Genomic DNA, 16,978 nt, shown 5'->3' on the forward strand with positions numbered 1-16,978 from the left:
TTCTATGACTATGAAAAAAGCAAAAGACACAAACAAACTATGGTATTTAGCTGCCGGAGCCGGAGCATTGTTGGCTGCAAGAGCTATTAGCAGAAAGTTGAATGCCTACAATTTTAAAGGAAAGGTAGTGCTGATAACAGGCGGGTCCCGTGGACTTGGTTTGGTGATGGCCAGGCAGTTGGCAGAGGAGGGAGCGAGGCTGGTGCTATGTGCCCGGAATAATGAGGAACTTGAAAGAGCCCGCAAGGAACTGGCAGATAATGGTGCTGATGTGATGGTGCAAGTCTGTGATGTAACTGTAGAGCAGGAAGTAAACGCTATGGTTAAAAGCATACTGAATGAGTTTGGCCAGATAGATGTGTTGGTCAATAATGCAGGTGTTATACACGCAGGGCCCGTAACGGAAATGACGACCAAAGAATTTAAAGAGGCGAATGATATTTATTACTGGGCACCTGTTTATACTACCCTGGCCGTATTGCCAGGGATGAAGGACAGAGGCGAAGGACGCATTTTAAATATTGCATCTATTGGGGGGAAAATTAGTGTGCCGCACCTGGTACCTTACAGTGCCAACAAATTTGCTTTGGTAGGCTTGTCAGAAGGGTTGCGGGCTGAACTTAAAGAGTATAATATAACTGTTACTACCGCTAATCCAGGACTGATGCAAACAGGAAGCCCGCGGCAGGCGCTTGTAAAAGGGCATCATAAAGAAGAATATGCTTTGTTTAAACTGATGGGCTCCAACCCGCTCACATCAACCACTGCCGAGTCGTCAGCAAAAAGTATCTTAAATGCTTTGCGACATGGTGATGCAGAAGTAATAACGACGTTGCCTGCTAAACTGGGTGCTATGTTGCACAACTTGTCTCCTGAGCTTATGACCGAAATTTTAGGGCTGGTAAACATGGTGCTGCCAGGTGAGGGAGGCATTGGTAAAGACAGGGCAAAAGGCTATCAGAGCGAATCTCCGCTTTCGATGTCGCCGTTAACGAAGCGCACGCAAAAAGCTGCGAAGCAAAACAACGAGTTTTGATATAAACAACTATCTATATTTTTTGTAAATTCAATGTCGCCTTAAAAACAGGTGACAGATTTAACTATGGAAATTAAAAAGAGAGAGAAAGCCTACGATGGTTACTTTAAAATATACGAACTGACTGTAGAGCAGCAGGGTAATACCTTTACACGTGAACAGTTTGATAGGGGACATGCTGTTTCAGCTCTTGTATATGATACCGTGCAGGAGCAGTACATTCTGGCAAAACAGTTTCGTATCGGGCCGGAAGCAGAAATGATAGAGATTGTAGCTGGCATGGTAGACGAAGGTGAACAACCCGAAGAAAGTATCAGAAGAGAGATTGAGGAGGAGATTGGTTATCATGTTGACAAGCTGGAGCATCTGCATACTTTTTACTCTTCGCCGGGTGGTAGTACAGAGCACGTAGAGCTTTATTATGCCGAAGTTTCAGAGCAGCGTTCGGAAGGTGGTGGGAATCCGCATGAAAACGAACAAATCGAGATTGTAAGGTTTTCGGCTGGTGAACTACAGCAGGAGGTGTTCCAGGATGCAAAAACTATTATTGCCCAGCAGTGGGCGAGGTTACACAAGAAATGACTCTGCGAATAATCTAAAACAACAAAAGCTGGTAGCAAATGCCAGCTTTTGTTGTTTTAGATTTAGTTGTCATCACTAACACCACTGGCTAAACTTCCGGCATCTGCTGCACTCTCCAATGTTAGATATTCTGCCTGAAGAGAGCGTATCTTCAGGTTATCTCTGGTGCCAATCTGATCTTCTATCTGGCGACGGCGCTGGTTAAGCTTAGAGTAAATGTGGTCTACATAGTCCCAGTCGTTCTGAGACCAATTGCGGCGTTTGGTGCGTACCACTCCCATAAAAGTAAGATAGGCTTCGCGAATATTGTTTGGCGTAATGTTATCAATTTCATCATATTCGCCAAGTAATTGGTCCTGCCACTGAGTAGCCACATCAGAATCTAACGGTTGCTGTTGGCGCTGGTCTTGTCGCTCTTCCCACTCTTCATATCTGTTCTGAAGATTTCTGAACTCCTGCTTCGATTGGGCCGATAAGTTTTCAAAGTTTTGCTCTAACTCTGCATTTCGTTGCCGCAGTTTATCTTTTACTTCCGGCCACTCACTCCTAATGGCTGTGTCCCCTTTGGCAGCCTGTGTATTAAGCCATCCCCGGAATTCTTCCAATTTCTCTTCGGTTGTCTCACCAGTCTTAACAACGCGGGCAGTATCTTCTGAAGTGTCAGCATCTACTGTTATTTCATTGTTATCGCTTATTTCCCGGTTACCCTCACAACTAAGAAGAAGTAAGGCAAAGCAACTGGCAAATGTAAATTTTAGAGCTTTATTTAAAGTATCCATGTTGTTTATCTTAAAGTGGATTTGTTATCCTAGCCTTTCTTACGGAAAGCAATACCACAGGATACTTTACAGTGAGTTTAGAGCCGAATGAATGATGGGTTTATCTTTACTGATGCCATCTCCATATCGGAAATGTTCGTTTACCGTTACAGGTAATTTACCCCGGGCCGGTATGCCGCCAAAAAGCAGTTTAGCTGCGGCTACCTGTGCATGGTAGTGCGACTGATAGGCAAGTAACAACCCTCTGCTGTTTTCTATGCCTTTGAACTGGTTTAATGTATAGGCGTTATCAAATAAGGTGATGATAGCTTTGTTGGAATGAGCCAGCTTGCTTACAAGTGCAGCAGCGTCTTTTGAGTAACCTAAATGATTGCTCGGGCTAGAGGAGCCAGGACCATACAACGCGACTATCACGACATCGTAGCGCTGGAGTTTACTCCAGAGCTTCCGGGCTTCTTTAGCTTTTGCCTTACGTGAAATAACAAAGTCAGTAGTTTGTACTGTTTCTTTCACTTGCCGTTGAAAAAGTGTAGGGCGCCTGGCACCAAAAGATACTGTTGCGACTGACTTACTTTTTTGCTGTCTAAGAGGCAACATGTTCTTTTTATTACGCAGGAGCGTAAGTGCAGCTTCTGCAAGTGCTGTGTTGGTACTGTCTGCACGTGAAGTTTTTAAATCCTGGTGCAGGTTCTGCAGATCAATAGGTTTGTAATTATCCAGCCCCAGCCACTGCTTAGCGGCAAGCACTCTTTTACAACGGCGGTCAATTTCTTCCTGCTTTAGCTCTCCTTTTGCAATGGCTGCTTTTACGGCCTTAATGGCTCTGGGTACGCTATTCAAACGCTCTACTATATCGTTTCCAGCCATCAGGGCACGTGCTTCTGCCTCACCCGGGGAAAAGAATTTTGTAACACCTTTCATAACCATGGCATCTGTAAAAATGAGTCCCTTAAACTTTAGCTGGTGTTTAAGCAACCCAGTAACAATGGGTTTGGAGAGGGTAGAAGGGAGGTTTTCTGTTGAGTCTAATTGTGGTATATGCATGTGGGCTACCATAATGCCTCCAACACCGTACTCAATTAATTCCTGGAAAGGGTACAACTCAAGAGAGTCCAGACGATGGCGGGAGAATGGGATAACAGGCAGGTCGTAATGTGAATCAATGTCTGTGTCGCCATGTCCTGGAAAATGTTTTGCTACAGCCATAATACCATTTTCCTGCATGCCTCGCATATAGGCCAGGCTTTTAGCGGTCACATCCAAGCGGTTTTCTCCAAATGACCGATAGCTGATAATCGGGTTGTCAGGATTGTTGTTGATGTCTGCTACCGGAGCAAAATTTACATGCATTCCTAACCGCTTAAACTCTGAGGCTACTTCAGTTCCCATTCTATAAATCAGGCCATTATCTGCGATAGCACCTAGCATTTGCTGGTAAGGGTACTGTATGGTACTGTCAAGGCGCATGCCTACTCCTGTTTCGGCATCCATAGAAATTAACAAAGGAACTTTAGAAGCAGCTTGGTATTGATTGGTTAAGATAGCCTGCCTCACAGGCCCCCCCTGAAAAAAGATGATGCCACCCACCTTGTATTTCTTTACCAGGTGCATTACATCTGCCTCATATTTCGGTCCTTTATTCGAAAAAGCTTCAATAACAATCAATTGTGCAATACGCTCATCAACTGTAAGTGTATTAAAAACAGAGTCTACCCAGGGAGATGAAGTTTCGAGGGCGCTGATAATGTTAGTCGGACGGGCATAAGGTTCACGGATCATCTGCTTTAAGGTATCCGTATTGTCTTTATAACTCCTTTGCTGTGCATCAGAACCCTCACAAGACACGAGCAATATTGGTAGAAGCACTACCATTAAATTGTGCACACGTAGCTTGGCTGTGGGGCCGATGCCAAATAAGGTTATAAGTATGCTATATAAGGAATGCCACTGAGCCATATATTCTTTAAGTAATTCAGAGTTTATACGCTCTTTCTGTTAATGGTGTGTTAGTTTATTAACTCAAGTTGCGATTTATTTGCTATGTTGAAATTGAACCCACCCCTGCTCCCTCCTCGGAGATGGCAGGGTGGGTAAACTGCATGTTATACTTATCCTGCTTTTGTAAATCGTAACTTAAGTTAATTAGTCACCAGAGGAAAAAAAGCTTTAAAGCTTCTGTGTTATGAAAGCATACAAAAAAGTTAATTGTTCATTTAATATATAGTTTCATCTTTCATATCAATTGCAGATTCATATTAACGTTCATGCACCTGACACCCTACAATAAAAAAAGCGAGTCTTTAGCGGAAGAGAAGAACCATTTTGGATATAGTTTTTTCCCTGGTTTACTGTTTGTAGCCCTGCTCTGGCTAATTGCCCTGCTTTCTTACCTGACAGATGCTAACCTGGTTTGGCTGGGAGTGCTGCCCAGAAACTTTTATGGCATAGTGGGTGTGTTTTTAGGGCCGCTTATTCATAGTGGCTTGTTGCACCTGTTGTCCAATACCTTTCCATTGGTGTTGCTTTCTGGCTTTATTCTCTTTCTGCACAGGCGGGTGGCACTGCGGGTAATTGTACTGGTGTACCTGTTAAGCGGGTTCCTGACCTGGCTTATCGGGCGGCAGGCTTACCACATTGGGGCAAGTGGTGTGGTGTATGGTCTGGCAGGCTATTTACTGTTTAACGGTTTTATCAGAAGGAACAGAGGAGCCATGGCGGTGTCGTTTGCAGTGCTGTTTTTATACAGTGGACTATTTTACGGACTTTTTCCGAATGATGAAGGTGTGTCGTGGGAGGGACATATAGCAGGTTTGGTAGCAGGCTTTATAGCTGCTGTTGTTTATGGAGAAACTGGTACAGAGGGGCAACAAATTGAAGCGCTGGATGAGATAGAGCAACATAGGAGCAGTACCTTAGGTGAACAGTACAGCTACTTTAAGATCAACTATATAATTTCATCAGATAAGGAAGAACAAAAGCATTATCACTATAATTTAAATCCAAACGATTACGGGCTCTTTATCCCAACCAATAAAAAAGCTTCAACGTCTACTAAGAAGAAGAAAATATGAAGAAAACCCATGGCCGATAATCATACAGGGAAAGTTCAGCAAGGTGAACAACAGGGGCAGGAAACAAAGGAAAGCAGGTGGCCCCTGATTATAACGGGACTACTTATAGCAGCACTTATTGCCGCATACTTTTTATTCCCAAGTTTCCAGAACACTATAAAAGAAGGTTGGGAGGTTTTGACTAGTGGCGATGAGCAACGCATTTCGGAGTGGGTAGGGAAGTTTGGTTTTTGGGGGCCTTTTTTTATTATTTTAGCAATGGTTGCGCAGATGTTCCTGCTGGTCATAAACGTAGTACTGCTAATGCTGGTGGCTATTATTGCTTATGGCCCTGTTTGGGGAGCTGTTATAGCAGTAAGTGCTGTGCTAGTTGCTTCTACTATAGGGTATTTTATTGGGCGAGGTGTCGGAGAGGCTGGCGTGCAAAAACTGATAGGCCCAAAGGCAGAGCATAAAGTATCCGACTTTATGAAAGAGTACGGTATATGGGCCATTGTTATTGCACGTGTTTCTCCTTTTCTCTCTAATGATGCTGTTAGTTTTGTGGCCGGTCTGGCAGGTATGAATTACTGGCGGTTTATTTTGGCGACTCTGTCTGGTATTACTCCTCTGGCTATTCTGTTGGCATGGCTGGGTGAAAATAATGAGCGACTTAAAACAGGCTTGATATGGGTGTCTGCCGTCAGCCTGGCGATATTTATAGGTTATATTGTGTACGATAAGTATATCAAAAATAATGAGTGACTTGCAGAACATAAGAATATTGTGCTAATTAGATATCCTAACACAGTATTTCTACTTTATGAAAAAGAAAGCTTTACTCTCATTGTTATTGGGAGTTAGTACTTCTGTTGTATGGGGGCAGCAACAGGAAGTATATTTTGCTACCAACCCAACTATTACTCCCGATGCAAAAAACATCATTTTTAGTTATGAAGGTGATCTCTGGCAGATTGCTTCCGGTGGTGGAGCAGCAAACCGCCTTACCGGAATGGAAGGCTATGAGTCACGGCCACGTATTTCGCCGAATGGTAAATGGGTAGCCTTTACTTCCTCTCAATATGGTAACGAAGATGTGTACGTAATGCCAATGGGAGGTGGTAGTATAAAGCAGCTTACTTTTCATGAAGGTGCTGACCAGGTAGAATCCTGGAGCTGGGACTCCAAGACGATCTATTTTACCTCTGACCGTGCCAACCGCTTCTCTGCCTATAAAGTAAACCGCGAAGGAGGTACTCCGCAGCGCATGTTTCAGCACTACTTCCATACGGTACACAATGTGGCTGAGCACCCAAGCAGCGGAGAAATTTTCTTTGATGAAACATGGGAAAGTAAAACCTTTGCCCAACGTAAAGGCTATAAAGGTGCATATAACCCGGACGTGCAGTCTTATAACCTGAAAACCGGGGAATATAAGCGTTATACTGATTATGAAGGAAAAGATTTCTGGGTAACCATAGACGGAAAAGGAAAGTTTTATTTTGTTTCTGATGAAGCCAACGGGGAGTATAACCTTTATACTTTCAAAGACGGTAAAAAGACGCAGCTGACCAGCTTTGACACATCAGTTAAGTGGCCTTCAGTAAGTGCCAACGGCGAAAAGATAGTGTTTGAGAAAGATTACCAGCTGTATATTTATGATGTAGCTTCTGGGCAGGCGCAAAAGGTAAAGGCGAATGTTCTTAATAATAATACTTTAGAAAAAGAGAAAGACTTTAAAACAGCAGGTAACATTAGCCATTTTGATGTATCACCTGATAATAAAAAGCTGGCTTTTGTGTCGAGGGGAGTGCTGTTTGTCTCCGACGCTAAAGGTGAGTTTGTACGTCAGTTACAGACAAATCCGGCAGAGCGGGTAAGCGAAGTAAAATGGTTGGCCGATAATAAACGCATTATCTACAGCCAGACCATTCATGGCTATCTCAACTGGTTTATAATATCAGCCGATGGAAGTACTTCGGCAAAACAGCTGACAGAAGAACTGAAGAACAACCGTAACCTGGTGCTGAACAAAGGTAGAAGCCAAGGCGTGTACTATAGCGGTCGGAATCAGGTAAAACTTATTGATCTTACTACTCTTAAAACAAAGACTATTGCCGAAGATGAAATCTGGGCTATTCAGAATTCTAATCCTTCATTTTCTCCGGATGGGCAATATGTTATGTATACTGCACACAGAAATTTCGAACAGGATATTTTCATTCATCATCTGGCAAGCAACAAAACCTACAATTTAACTAATACGGGTGTTACGGAGTCAGATCCGTTCTGGTCGCCATGCGGGAATTACATTTACTTTACCACTGACCGTACCAGCCCAAGCTATCCGTATGGTATGAAAGACCCGGATCTTTACCGCTTGGCCCTGAATAAAACAGACAAGCCCTACAGGTCTGATAAGTTTGATGAACTATTTAAACCAGAAGAAAAGGCAGACGACAGTAAGGGTAAAGGCAAGAAAGTAAAAACAGAGGAGAAGAAGTCTGAAGCGTCTGTTGTTAAAGTTGAATTCGAAGACCTGCAAAACCGTTGGGAGCAAATAGGGGAGAACTTTGGTTCCCAATACAACCCTTACGTGTTGCAGAAAGACGATAAAACTACTGTGCTCTTTGCTTCGGACCATGGTAATGGCAAGTACAACATCTGGAAACTGATGACAAGCCCTTTTGAGAAGCCTAAAACAGAAAAAATAGAAGGGGCTAGTACGCGCTCTATAGAACTGGCTAGTGCTGATGGTACTTATTATATGCTGGTCGACGGCAATATAAATACGCTGAATCTAGATGGGAGTAAGGTAGAAAAGATTGATATAGCGCATTCTTTCAGAAAAAATCTGAAAGATGAATTTAACCAGATGTTCTACGAAGTTTGGGCTGGGGTAGAGGAAAACTTTTATGACGATAACTTCCACGGTGTTAATTGGAAAAAGAAGAAAGAATCGTATGCTAGGTTGTTGCCATACATTAGTAACCGTACCGATCTTCGTCTGTTGCTCAACGACATGCTGGGCGAGCTAAACTCCTCACACATGGGCTTCTCTTCAAGCGGATCAGAAGAAAAGCCATATTACAGTTCCCGCACATTGGCTACAGGTCTACTATTCGAAGAAGGCAGCCCTTACCAAGTAAAGGCTGTCGTACACAGAGGCGCTCTCGATGTAATGGATAAGGATGTAAAGGCCGGTGACATACTTGTGAAAGTCGACGGGCATCCGGTGGATAAAGCCATGAACAGGGAATACTACTTTGCGAAGCCTTCGTTGCTGGATGAAACAGAGCTTACTTTTGAGCGGAATGGTAAACCTTTTACTGTAAAAGTACATCCGGAGGCTTCCAGCAGCCAAAAAGAGAATCTTTACGACGAATGGGTAGAAGAAAACCAGAAGTATGTAGATAATGCTTCCGGTAAGAAGATAGCTTATGTACACATGAAAAACATGAGTACCGATGCACTGGAGCAGTTCCTGATCGAAATGACCTCAGAGGGCTATCAGCGGGATGGGTTAATATTAGACCTGCGCTATAATACGGGTGGTAATGTACATGACGATGTGTTGCGATTCCTGGCTCAGAAGCCCTACCTGCAGTGGAAGTATCGCGGAGGTACACTCACCAGCCAGCCTAACTTTACACCAGCTGCCAGCCAAATAGTACTGTTGATGAACGAGCAAACACTTAGCGATGGAGAAATGACGGCTACAGGCTTCAAGCAAATGGGGCTGGGTAAAATTGTAGGCACCGATACTTACCGCTGGATTATTTTTACATCTGGCAAGCAATTGGTAGATGGTTCTTATTTCCGTCTTCCGTCTTGGGGGTGCTATACTTTAGATGGCAGGAACATAGAAAAAGAAGGAGTAATGCCGGATATCTATGTGAAAAATACTTTTAAAGATAGGTTAGAAAATAAAGACCCGCAGCTGGAGCGTGCTGTGCAGGAGATATTAACAACAGTACAAACAAAAAAGTAATTAAATATTAAAGCAATAAAAAAGGCTAGCTGAGACATTCAGCTAGCCTTTTTTATTGCCTTCGTTGTGCAATAGGATGCTTGTTTTGTACCAAATTAATACTGCTCTTTTATTAATGTTTCACGAAAGAAGTTTGACATTAAATCCACTTTTTCTGATTCCTTCAGCCTAAAAAGTACGCCTTAAAAGTAGCTATGACTTCAGTAGCTATAACATTAACAATATTGAATTTAATTAAAAGTATATGGTTGAGATTCAGTAAGAAAAAATAGCCTAAAGATGCCTTAAGGGTACATTGCATAACCATTAAGAATTTAAGACGTTAAAGCGTGTTTGTAATTAATGAAATTGATGTTCCACGAAAAGGATTGCTTATGTTTAGGTACAAATTACTAGCAGTAGTATTCTCCGTATTGGTAGCTCTGGCTGAAGAATTTTCCCTATTAAAGGCTGAATCCCCCTCTCCTAAAATTGAACAAAGCGAGCTAGACTGGCCAATTAGATTAGCTCACCATTCTATTGAAGAAGACAAAGAAGTAGTGAAAGAAGATGAGCCGCAGCAGGCCCTAACCGTTTCGGCCTCTGTTTATTACCCGGTTCCTGGCCAGACCGATGGAACACCTTTTATAACAGCAGACGGTTCTAAAATCAGTAAACGAAATCCGGGTAAACATCGCTGGATAGCTGTTTCAAGAGATTTACACAGCCGGTGGGGGGGTGAAATAGACTATGGAGATTCTTTATTAGTGACAGGTATATCTGATAAACTGGATGGTCTGTATATTGTCCGGGATGTGATGAACCGACGGATTAAGAATAGAATTGATATATTGGTGGGTAGCGACGATGACGTAATGGGGTTTTGGAAAAAGGTTAATATTGCTAAGATGTAATATTATCAGGGCAAAAAGAAACAGGGCAGTTTTGTGGTGCAGGGGAGCACGCAAGGTTGCCCTGTTTCTTTGTCTGTTATGAGTAAGTACAGTACAGACTAGAACAGGTACTACAAAGGCTTTGGCAGTAAAGGTAAAATGAGTATTTTAGATATTTAAACTATCAAGACTATGACACGAGAAGAAGCTAAAGCCATATTACAGCAGATGACCACCAGCGAAAGCTTATTACGCCACGCACGAACTGTGGAGCTGGTAATGGAGGCGTATGCTAACAAGTTTGGCGAAGATGCTGATAAGTGGGCTGTTACTGGCCTGCTGCATGATGCCGATTACCAGGAGTATCCGGAGCAGCACCCCAACATTATTGTAAATATGATGCGGGAGCGTGGCGAAGAGGAAATTGCACATGCCATATCAGCACATTACACAAAATGGGGTGTTTCTTATGATACCTTGTTAGACAAAGGGCTGCTTGCCTGCGATGAGTTGACAGGATTTGTGGTGGCCTGTGCACAGGTACGGCCACAGCGGCTGGAGGGCTTGGAAGCTAAATCAGTGATAAAGAAGCTTAAGCAGAAAAGTTTTGCCGCTTCCGTTGATCGTGAAGAAGTACGTCTTGGTGCCGAACTATTTGGTGTAGAGCTAAAGGAGCATATTGATTTTATAATTAATGTATTACAGCAATACCAGGAAGAACTACTACTTCAGCCTGAAGCGGGTGCGCAGGCCTAGGCTATAAAGCACAGCACCAGTAAGTTTAGGTGCTGTGCTTTACTTTTACAAGCTATAATCTTTCAGTATCTCTAGCCCTTCTTTATCATTTTCGGCCTCTACTATCTCGTCTATTACCGATTGAATTTCCTGTTCTGTCCAGTTTTCTTTTTCTGCTGCTTTTACAAATATATCCAGTGCGGCAAAGCGTGAGGCTTGTGCAGGCAGCGTGACCTTTACTTTTTTTCTGATTTGCATACCATTATGATTTACAAGGCAAAAATACAAAGCTCGGGCAGTAGCACCTATTAACAGCACTGGTTTTATTGCATCAGGCTTTCTGTTAATGCTGCCAGGCTAACGGTGTAGGCACAAATAACATAATCTTCTAAGCTATGGAATAACAGTTAGTAAGCAGAATAACAAAAAAGCATGGCCTTAACCATGCTTCTACTGATTTAATATTCCTGATAAGCTGAGCTCTGTTGCCTGGCTGCAGGATTACTTCGGGCCTCACGAGGCACACCCATTTTTTCTTCACGCCGGCTCTGGTATTGGGTAAACTGCTGTGGTGTTAGTATATCTTTTAACTGAGACAGGCGTGTATAATTTATAATATCCATCTGTTGCACTATTTTAGCTGGGTCAGCTTTGTACTTCTTCTGCGCGTCTTCAGCTGATTGCATACTACTCAGGTTTACAGCTCCTACTTTGGCTGTTTGCTCAGGAGTAAGGCGTAAATTTTTAGCCATACCAACTGTAATTTCTTTTGCTCTTTGCTCCAGAGTCTTTTCTGCCGGGGCAGTTGTCTGTAAGCCTTGCTGTATCTTTGGTGCCTGTGCAAAAGTAGCTGTAGTGGCTAAAGCAAAAAATATAGCTACGGTTATCTTCTTCATGTTTAAGAAATTGTTTCCTTCTCTGTTTAGGTGCAAGTTTTGTACCCAAAGCCTATTTCAATCTGATTGTTTTACAAACAATGTCGCTGTGGGTATAGTTCTTTAATTAAATCATGATTCGTTGTAGAAAAACACCTTATAAAAGTGCATGCCACGTTCCTCATCAAAGCCACGCTCTACATATTGCTCGCTTTGTTCCGGGTTATAGCCACTGAACTTAATTTCAATCTGTGTATCAAGTTTGATAAAGTTCCTGAATTTACGCTTCATGCTACGCACTGTATTCTTGTTGATAGCAAAATTATGAAAGCCTTCAATGTCTCGTTCCTCCGCAAAGTTCTGGCTGTAGTTTTTAAAACGCTCGGCTGACTCAGGTTCTTCAATTACGCTGCTGGTAAAATCTTCGAGGTCAAAGGTGTCATTCTTAGAAAAATAGTCAACGGAGCGGCTGATAAAATCTACCTGTTCTTTTTTGCTTTCGCTTTTCGCGAAAATCTCTTCCGAAAAGTCTTTGCATAAGTTAAGGTAAGTTTTAGTGTTAAAGTTGGTGTCCTTTATTTCGGCAACGCCAAGAAAGTCATCCTTCCAGAAAACAGCATCTGTACTATTGGCATCTATCAGCTTTACTCGGTAGCCATCTTCAGCCTCTGTATTATAAATCATACAGCCTTTATCAACGCTTTTAAGGTTAACACCAAAGTGGTAATTCACATTAAGGTCGTCATTGCTGTCCTGAAATGTTAAAAACGTGTCTTTGTTCTCAGACTTGAAGATGCCAATTGCATCTACTATTTCTGCTTCCATAACAGAACCGGAAAAATGAACCACATAAAGTTCCCCGCTTTTTACCTTAGGGTGATCAGACTGCTCATACAGGTGGTTCAGAATGTGCACCGAGTACTCGTAAAACTTAGCAGGTTCATTAAATATGAGAGTAGCATAGGCAAACATCTCGTTTAAAGCTAAGTCAGAGGTATGTGTAAATCTAAAGAATTCTTCCTGCTTAAACGGCGTCAGAAAATAGTTAAGTAGCAGGTCTGTCAGTTGCTCATCTTGCAGGTTTACAAGCTCTTTGGCTACAATCACCCCTTCATCTTTCGCTTTATTGCCAACCCTATGTACTGCTAGCTGTTTTAAGCGTACCTGTGTTTTTTCACTCATAATTGTTATGCTTTAGAGGCCGCAAAGGTAGGAAAATTATGAGCTATAAAAATGTTATGATGATCAAGTGTTGAGTTTGTATTAGAGAAGTCTTTTTAATATAATGTTGATAATCAGTTAACTATACTTTGGGGATAATTTAGTATTTGAAATAAGTTCATTTCTGGCACGGTTTTTCCATTTGCTTAAGTAAGCTGCGCAGCTTAAAGTAATGAATGTGTGATTTTTAAATTTATGTGGGATGAAAAAGTTATTCTTACTAATAGCAATAGTGGTGCTGGGTTTTGCAACCACTAAAGTAAATGCGCAGCAACAGCCGGTGCATTTCGGAATAAGAGCAGGTGTTAACCTGGCAGATTGGCAAGGCGAAACAATGAACAGTGCGCAGGGTCTTATTGGTTTATCTGAAGGATCTGTAAGCAGTAGTATGCGGGAAGGCTTTCATGTAGGAGGTTATGTAAGCATACCTGTAGCGCCAGGGTTTGAGATTGAACCAGGGCTGCAGTATTCGCAAAAAGGAACTAAGCTAACAGGTAAGATGCCTGTGGATGGACTTGATTTTTTGAATGCTAATGTAACCATCACCAACAAAGCCGAATACATAGATCTGCCTGTGCTAGCCAGACTATATGTGGGAAATGGATTTAACATTTATGCCGGGCCGCAGATTTCGTACTTGGTGTCGAACAAAGTAGAAGCAAAAGCGGGAGCTTTAGGATTTAATGCCCTTAACCAAGAGTTTGATATGAACAGTGGTTTTCGTGAGGTTGATTTTGCTGTAAGTGGTGGCCTTGGATACCGTTTTACTAATGGTTTTAATGTTAGTGCTGGCTACGACTTAGGTTTAAGCCCAATTGATGCCAATGGAAGTTTTGAAACTTACAATCGTGTTGTTAAAGCTTCCATCGGTTATTCATTCTAAAATATTTTTATTATAATGTTTATGGTGATGGAAAGCCAGCCCTGGAATAGTACAGTGGCTGGCTTTTTTTATTAGTTAAAGGTTTTATCGCAGATGATGATATTCTTTAACAGTAATATCAGGGTAGATTAAGGTGCAAGATTACCTGCTTCTAACAAAACTGATTTATGACTTTTTGAAAGAGTTTTTTTATCAGCATGCTAGTCAGAAGCTATCTGCTACTGCTCAATACTACCACAGGCAGTAAATTGTACTTCCATAATAGATCACTTTCCACTCTTGTGTGTAGTAATTGTGGTGGTTACAGGATTTGTTGATTCTCAGGTGCCAATCAACAAACCTAATGTTATTACAGCGCCATCTGAAATAGATTTTTACATAACAGTTGGCCCTGATACAACGGCATCTACATCTAATAGCTGATATTGCTTAAAACCTATCTAAAACTGTTAAAGTAAGAATAGCTAAAAATTAAAAACGATGAGAATAATAAATTCATGTAAAGTTTATGTAGTTGTAGCGTTGCAACTGCTCATTATAAATTTTGTGCAGGCCCAGCAGCAAACCTACAATGCCACACTCGACGGTTATGAGTACCCTCATGAAGTGAAAAAGCTGCCTGTAAGTGTAGGTGTGGAAGGGGAGAAGTATCAGATGGCGTATATGGATGTGGCTCCTTCCAAACAAGTACAAAACCCACAGACAATAATGTTATTACACGGGAAGAACTTTTTTGGTGCTTATTTCAGGCAGACAATAAAGTTCTTGTCAGATAACGGGTTTCGTGTGATAGTGCCTGACCAGATTGGCTTTGGAAAGTCAGATAAGCCTGCTATATATTATAACTTTCATGAGTTGGCACAAAACACGCATGATTTACTGCAATACCTGGGAGTAAAACAGGTAGTAGTGCTTGGCCACTCTATGGGAGGTATGCTGGCGACACGGTTTACGCTCATGTATCCTGAAATGACTTCAAAACTGGTATTAGAGAACCCTATCGGGCTGGAAGACTACAGGCTCTTTGTACCCTACAAGAATCTGGAAGAGCTGTACCAAACCGAAATGAAGCGAACAGAAGAATCTACACGCAACTACCACAAAAGCTACTACACATCCTGGAAGCCGTCTTATGACGAGTGGGTAAGAGTACCATCTGCCCAGCTGCAAAGCCCGGATTACCCTAAAGTGGCAAAGTCCTCGGCACTAACCTATGCTATGATTTACCAACAGCCAGTTGTGTATGAATTTAGCCAGATTAAAGTGCCTGCACTGTTGATAATTGGGCAGGCAGACAGAACAATAGTGGGCAAAGGCTACATAAAAGACAAGCAGAAGCTGGAGCAGCATGGGCAATATCCCCTACTCGGGCAGCAGACTGCAGGTGCTATACCTAATGCGAAGCTTGTAGAACTAAAAAATGTAGGTCATATACCTCATCTAGAGGCCACAGATAAGTTTCATCAGGCACTGTTGAAATTCCTAAAGTAGAACTAAAATATATTGATTAATGATGGTGATGATGGCTATGGTCGTCAGGCTTGGAATTGAAGTTAGCAATAGTGCCTAAGGTGAAAAAAACAGCCCAACAAATGTACAACGCTTCAAAGGTTTGTACTGTTTTGCCTACCAAAGCCAGAATAATATGGGCTACGATAGTCATAACTAAGCCTGTTGCAGCTACAAACTGGTAGGAGTTCATCTCCTTTGGGTCATAAACTTTTGATAATTTCATTTGTCGCTCTGTTTATTTGGTTTTAAAGTTAACAAAACAGAAGCAAGAGAGGTGCCAACTACTTCCTGTATTTTGGAAAGTTCTTACAAAAGCGAGCACTAGTTGTATTAGGGATTCATATTCAGGTACAACATATCTTGGATTCTGTAAGTTAATGTATGCATGTTAAACAGCATTCTTTTGTTTACAACATGTCCCATGCCTTAGCGTATACAAATACTATAACTTTAAAACAAACTGACTATGGAAAATCGTGAAGAAGATAAAAATAAAAAAATAGAACCAACTAGCACAAAGACTAATAACGACGATTATAACGAGCGTATGTCGATGGGCAACACACCAGACCCTTCAGCAAAACGTAACATCGGACCTGGTGGTGAACAAGAGAGAGCTGGACAAAAAGATAAGTTGGAGAACCTCCACATTGGTGGCAATGAAACTACAGGTTATGGTGATAATGACCATAGCAGTGTTGAGTCGTTTGCTCAGGGCCCAGGTTATGAGTACGAGGGAAGCGATACAGCCATGGACGATAGTGTATCTGGAATACGGCGTGGTGATCAACCTCTAGGTGAGGATGAGGAGAAATCGAGCGATGCAGATTTTAGCAGACGCTAACTATTATTTATAAAAAAGAAGAAGGTTACTGAAATTTTTCAGCAACCTTCTTCTTTTTCCTCCTTACATGCTAAAGCGTTTTGCTTTGAAGTTACAGACTGCAGGGCTTAAAATTTATATCTTATGTTATCTGAGACAGGGTTAAATACTGTAGACTGGGTATATAGAAGCTAATGGTATACTACTACTCGCTAATAAATTCATCTTTTATAAAATCCAAAATTTCAGGAGAAAGTGGTTTTGAAAAGAAATCTTTTACTTCCTGCATATTCTTAGCTGTAATAACATCCTTTCTGTCTACAGCTGACGAAAGCATAAACAAACAGCATTTATTTGTTATTTCTTCCGGTAGTTTTCGATACTCATCAATAAAAGACCACCCATCCATGCCTGGCATGTTTATGTCAAGAAATATCAAATCAGGAAAATTTTCAGGGGTTTCTTGTGATACTTTTGAAAGAAAAGCTACGGCATCTTCTGCCCACTCAAAGCTTAAAACTTCGTTTGCAAAATTATTATTTTTAATAATAGTCTCGCAAACGAAATTATTAATCTGATCATCATCAATCAATACTACTCTTCTTAAGGAACCCATTTA

At 41.7% G+C, this 16,978-nt stretch carries 17 protein-coding genes; 10 read left to right on the top strand and 7 right to left on the bottom strand.

Annotated features, from left to right (window positions below):
• Nucleotides 1-10: 10 nt before the first annotated feature.
• Nucleotides 11-1,036, top strand: coding sequence for an SDR family NAD(P)-dependent oxidoreductase (locus tag LN995_RS01115; protein ID WP_229957540.1), 1,026 nt, complete (start codon nucleotides 11-13; stop codon nucleotides 1,034-1,036).
• 66 nt (nucleotides 1,037-1,102) lie between these two features.
• Nucleotides 1,103-1,618 (top strand): NUDIX domain-containing protein, encoded by a 516-nt coding sequence (locus tag LN995_RS01120; RefSeq protein WP_229957542.1) that lies wholly within the window; start codon nucleotides 1,103-1,105, stop codon nucleotides 1,616-1,618.
• Nucleotides 1,619-1,680: 62 nt separating this feature from the next.
• Here LN995_RS01120 and LN995_RS01125 read toward each other — a convergent pair whose 3' ends face one another.
• Nucleotides 1,681-2,397 (bottom strand): hypothetical protein, encoded by a 717-nt coding sequence (locus tag LN995_RS01125; protein ID WP_229957544.1) that lies wholly within the window; start codon nucleotides 2,395-2,397, stop codon nucleotides 1,681-1,683.
• Between the two features lie 66 nt (nucleotides 2,398-2,463).
• Nucleotides 2,464-4,353 (bottom strand): glycoside hydrolase family 3 protein, encoded by a 1,890-nt coding sequence (locus tag LN995_RS01130; protein ID WP_229957546.1) that lies wholly within the window; start codon nucleotides 4,351-4,353, stop codon nucleotides 2,464-2,466.
• Between the two features lie 308 nt (nucleotides 4,354-4,661).
• Here LN995_RS01130 and LN995_RS01135 point away from each other — a divergent pair, with 308 nt between their 5' ends.
• The 5 genes from LN995_RS01135 (at nucleotide 4,662) to LN995_RS01155 (ending at nucleotide 11,066) form a co-directional block, all read left to right on the top strand.
• On the top strand, nucleotides 4,662-5,468 hold the full coding sequence (locus tag LN995_RS01135; RefSeq protein WP_229957548.1) for a rhomboid family intramembrane serine protease: 807 nt from the start codon (nucleotides 4,662-4,664) through the stop codon (nucleotides 5,466-5,468).
• 9 nt (nucleotides 5,469-5,477) lie between these two features.
• The gene (locus tag LN995_RS01140) at nucleotides 5,478-6,212 is read left to right on the top strand and encodes a TVP38/TMEM64 family protein (RefSeq protein WP_229957550.1); all 735 of its coding nucleotides are present in this window, start codon (nucleotides 5,478-5,480) and stop codon (nucleotides 6,210-6,212) included.
• 58 nt (nucleotides 6,213-6,270) lie between these two features.
• Nucleotides 6,271-9,438, top strand: a complete 3,168-nt coding sequence (locus tag LN995_RS01145; protein WP_229957552.1) for a S41 family peptidase — start codon at nucleotides 6,271-6,273, stop codon at nucleotides 9,436-9,438.
• Between the two features lie 374 nt (nucleotides 9,439-9,812).
• Nucleotides 9,813-10,331, top strand: coding sequence for an RlpA-like double-psi beta-barrel domain-containing protein (locus LN995_RS01150; protein ID WP_229957554.1), 519 nt, complete (start codon nucleotides 9,813-9,815; stop codon nucleotides 10,329-10,331).
• 171 nt (nucleotides 10,332-10,502) lie between these two features.
• The gene (locus LN995_RS01155) at nucleotides 10,503-11,066 is read left to right on the top strand and encodes an HD domain-containing protein (protein ID WP_229957556.1); all 564 of its coding nucleotides are present in this window, start codon (nucleotides 10,503-10,505) and stop codon (nucleotides 11,064-11,066) included.
• 45 nt (nucleotides 11,067-11,111) lie between these two features.
• Here LN995_RS01155 and LN995_RS01160 read toward each other — a convergent pair whose 3' ends face one another.
• From LN995_RS01160 to LN995_RS01170, 3 genes are all read right to left on the bottom strand, one after another.
• Nucleotides 11,112-11,303: a hypothetical protein gene (locus LN995_RS01160; RefSeq protein ID WP_229957558.1), complete on the bottom strand. Its 192-nt coding sequence runs from the start codon at nucleotides 11,301-11,303 to the stop codon at nucleotides 11,112-11,114.
• Between the two features lie 200 nt (nucleotides 11,304-11,503).
• Complete coding sequence (locus LN995_RS01165; RefSeq protein ID WP_229957560.1) at nucleotides 11,504-11,941, bottom strand: hypothetical protein; 438 nt, start codon at nucleotides 11,939-11,941, stop codon at nucleotides 11,504-11,506.
• A 111-nt stretch (nucleotides 11,942-12,052) separates the two neighbouring features.
• Nucleotides 12,053-13,102 (bottom strand): nucleoid-associated protein, encoded by a 1,050-nt coding sequence (locus LN995_RS01170; protein WP_229957562.1) that lies wholly within the window; start codon nucleotides 13,100-13,102, stop codon nucleotides 12,053-12,055.
• Between the two features lie 241 nt (nucleotides 13,103-13,343).
• On the opposite strand from LN995_RS01170, the gene LN995_RS01175 reads away from it, so the two are divergent.
• Both LN995_RS01175 and LN995_RS01180 read left to right on the top strand, forming a co-directional pair.
• Nucleotides 13,344-14,024: a porin family protein gene (locus LN995_RS01175; protein ID WP_229957564.1), complete on the top strand. Its 681-nt coding sequence runs from the start codon at nucleotides 13,344-13,346 to the stop codon at nucleotides 14,022-14,024.
• Nucleotides 14,025-14,504: 480 nt separating this feature from the next.
• On the top strand, nucleotides 14,505-15,515 hold the full coding sequence (locus LN995_RS01180; RefSeq protein ID WP_229957565.1) for an alpha/beta fold hydrolase: 1,011 nt from the start codon (nucleotides 14,505-14,507) through the stop codon (nucleotides 15,513-15,515).
• A 16-nt stretch (nucleotides 15,516-15,531) separates the two neighbouring features.
• On the opposite strand, the gene LN995_RS01185 is transcribed toward LN995_RS01180, so the two are convergent.
• Nucleotides 15,532-15,759 carry a hypothetical protein gene (locus LN995_RS01185; RefSeq protein ID WP_229957567.1) on the bottom strand — a complete coding sequence of 76 codons (228 nt, stop codon included), beginning with the start codon at nucleotides 15,757-15,759 and terminating at the stop codon, nucleotides 15,532-15,534.
• A gap of 243 nt (nucleotides 15,760-16,002) precedes the next feature.
• On the opposite strand from LN995_RS01185, the gene LN995_RS01190 reads away from it, so the two are divergent.
• Nucleotides 16,003-16,380, top strand: coding sequence for a hypothetical protein (locus tag LN995_RS01190; RefSeq protein WP_229957569.1), 378 nt, complete (start codon nucleotides 16,003-16,005; stop codon nucleotides 16,378-16,380).
• Between the two features lie 184 nt (nucleotides 16,381-16,564).
• On the opposite strand, the gene LN995_RS01195 is transcribed toward LN995_RS01190, so the two are convergent.
• Entirely contained in the window at nucleotides 16,565-16,975 is a 411-nt protein-coding gene (locus LN995_RS01195) for a response regulator (protein WP_229957571.1), read from the bottom strand.
• Nucleotides 16,976-16,978: the final 3 nt, after the last annotated feature.

It is taken from the genome of Pontibacter silvestris (assembly GCF_020907275.1).
Taxonomy (GTDB): domain Bacteria; phylum Bacteroidota; class Bacteroidia; order Cytophagales; family Hymenobacteraceae; genus Pontibacter; species Pontibacter silvestris.

Coding starts and splice junctions, on each gene's coding strand:
- LN995_RS01115 (WP_229957540.1), top strand. CDS start 11: ATGAAAAAAGCAAAAGACACAAACAAACTATGGTATTTAGCTGCCGGA.
- LN995_RS01120 (WP_229957542.1), top strand. CDS start 1,103: ATGGAAATTAAAAAGAGAGAGAAAGCCTACGATGGTTACTTTAAAATA.
- LN995_RS01125 (WP_229957544.1), bottom strand. CDS start 2,397: ATGGATACTTTAAATAAAGCTCTAAAATTTACATTTGCCAGTTGCTTT.
- LN995_RS01130 (WP_229957546.1), bottom strand. CDS start 4,353: ATGGCTCAGTGGCATTCCTTATATAGCATACTTATAACCTTATTTGGC.
- LN995_RS01135 (WP_229957548.1), top strand. CDS start 4,662: ATGCACCTGACACCCTACAATAAAAAAAGCGAGTCTTTAGCGGAAGAG.
- LN995_RS01140 (WP_229957550.1), top strand. CDS start 5,478: ATGGCCGATAATCATACAGGGAAAGTTCAGCAAGGTGAACAACAGGGG.
- LN995_RS01145 (WP_229957552.1), top strand. CDS start 6,271: ATGAAAAAGAAAGCTTTACTCTCATTGTTATTGGGAGTTAGTACTTCT.
- LN995_RS01150 (WP_229957554.1), top strand. CDS start 9,813: ATGTTTAGGTACAAATTACTAGCAGTAGTATTCTCCGTATTGGTAGCT.
- LN995_RS01155 (WP_229957556.1), top strand. CDS start 10,503: ATGACACGAGAAGAAGCTAAAGCCATATTACAGCAGATGACCACCAGC.
- LN995_RS01160 (WP_229957558.1), bottom strand. CDS start 11,303: ATGCAAATCAGAAAAAAAGTAAAGGTCACGCTGCCTGCACAAGCCTCA.
- LN995_RS01165 (WP_229957560.1), bottom strand. CDS start 11,941: ATGAAGAAGATAACCGTAGCTATATTTTTTGCTTTAGCCACTACAGCT.
- LN995_RS01170 (WP_229957562.1), bottom strand. CDS start 13,102: ATGAGTGAAAAAACACAGGTACGCTTAAAACAGCTAGCAGTACATAGG.
- LN995_RS01175 (WP_229957564.1), top strand. CDS start 13,344: ATGAAAAAGTTATTCTTACTAATAGCAATAGTGGTGCTGGGTTTTGCA.
- LN995_RS01180 (WP_229957565.1), top strand. CDS start 14,505: ATGAGAATAATAAATTCATGTAAAGTTTATGTAGTTGTAGCGTTGCAA.
- LN995_RS01185 (WP_229957567.1), bottom strand. CDS start 15,759: ATGAAATTATCAAAAGTTTATGACCCAAAGGAGATGAACTCCTACCAG.
- LN995_RS01190 (WP_229957569.1), top strand. CDS start 16,003: ATGGAAAATCGTGAAGAAGATAAAAATAAAAAAATAGAACCAACTAGC.
- LN995_RS01195 (WP_229957571.1), bottom strand. CDS start 16,975: ATGGGTTCCTTAAGAAGAGTAGTATTGATTGATGATGATCAGATTAAT.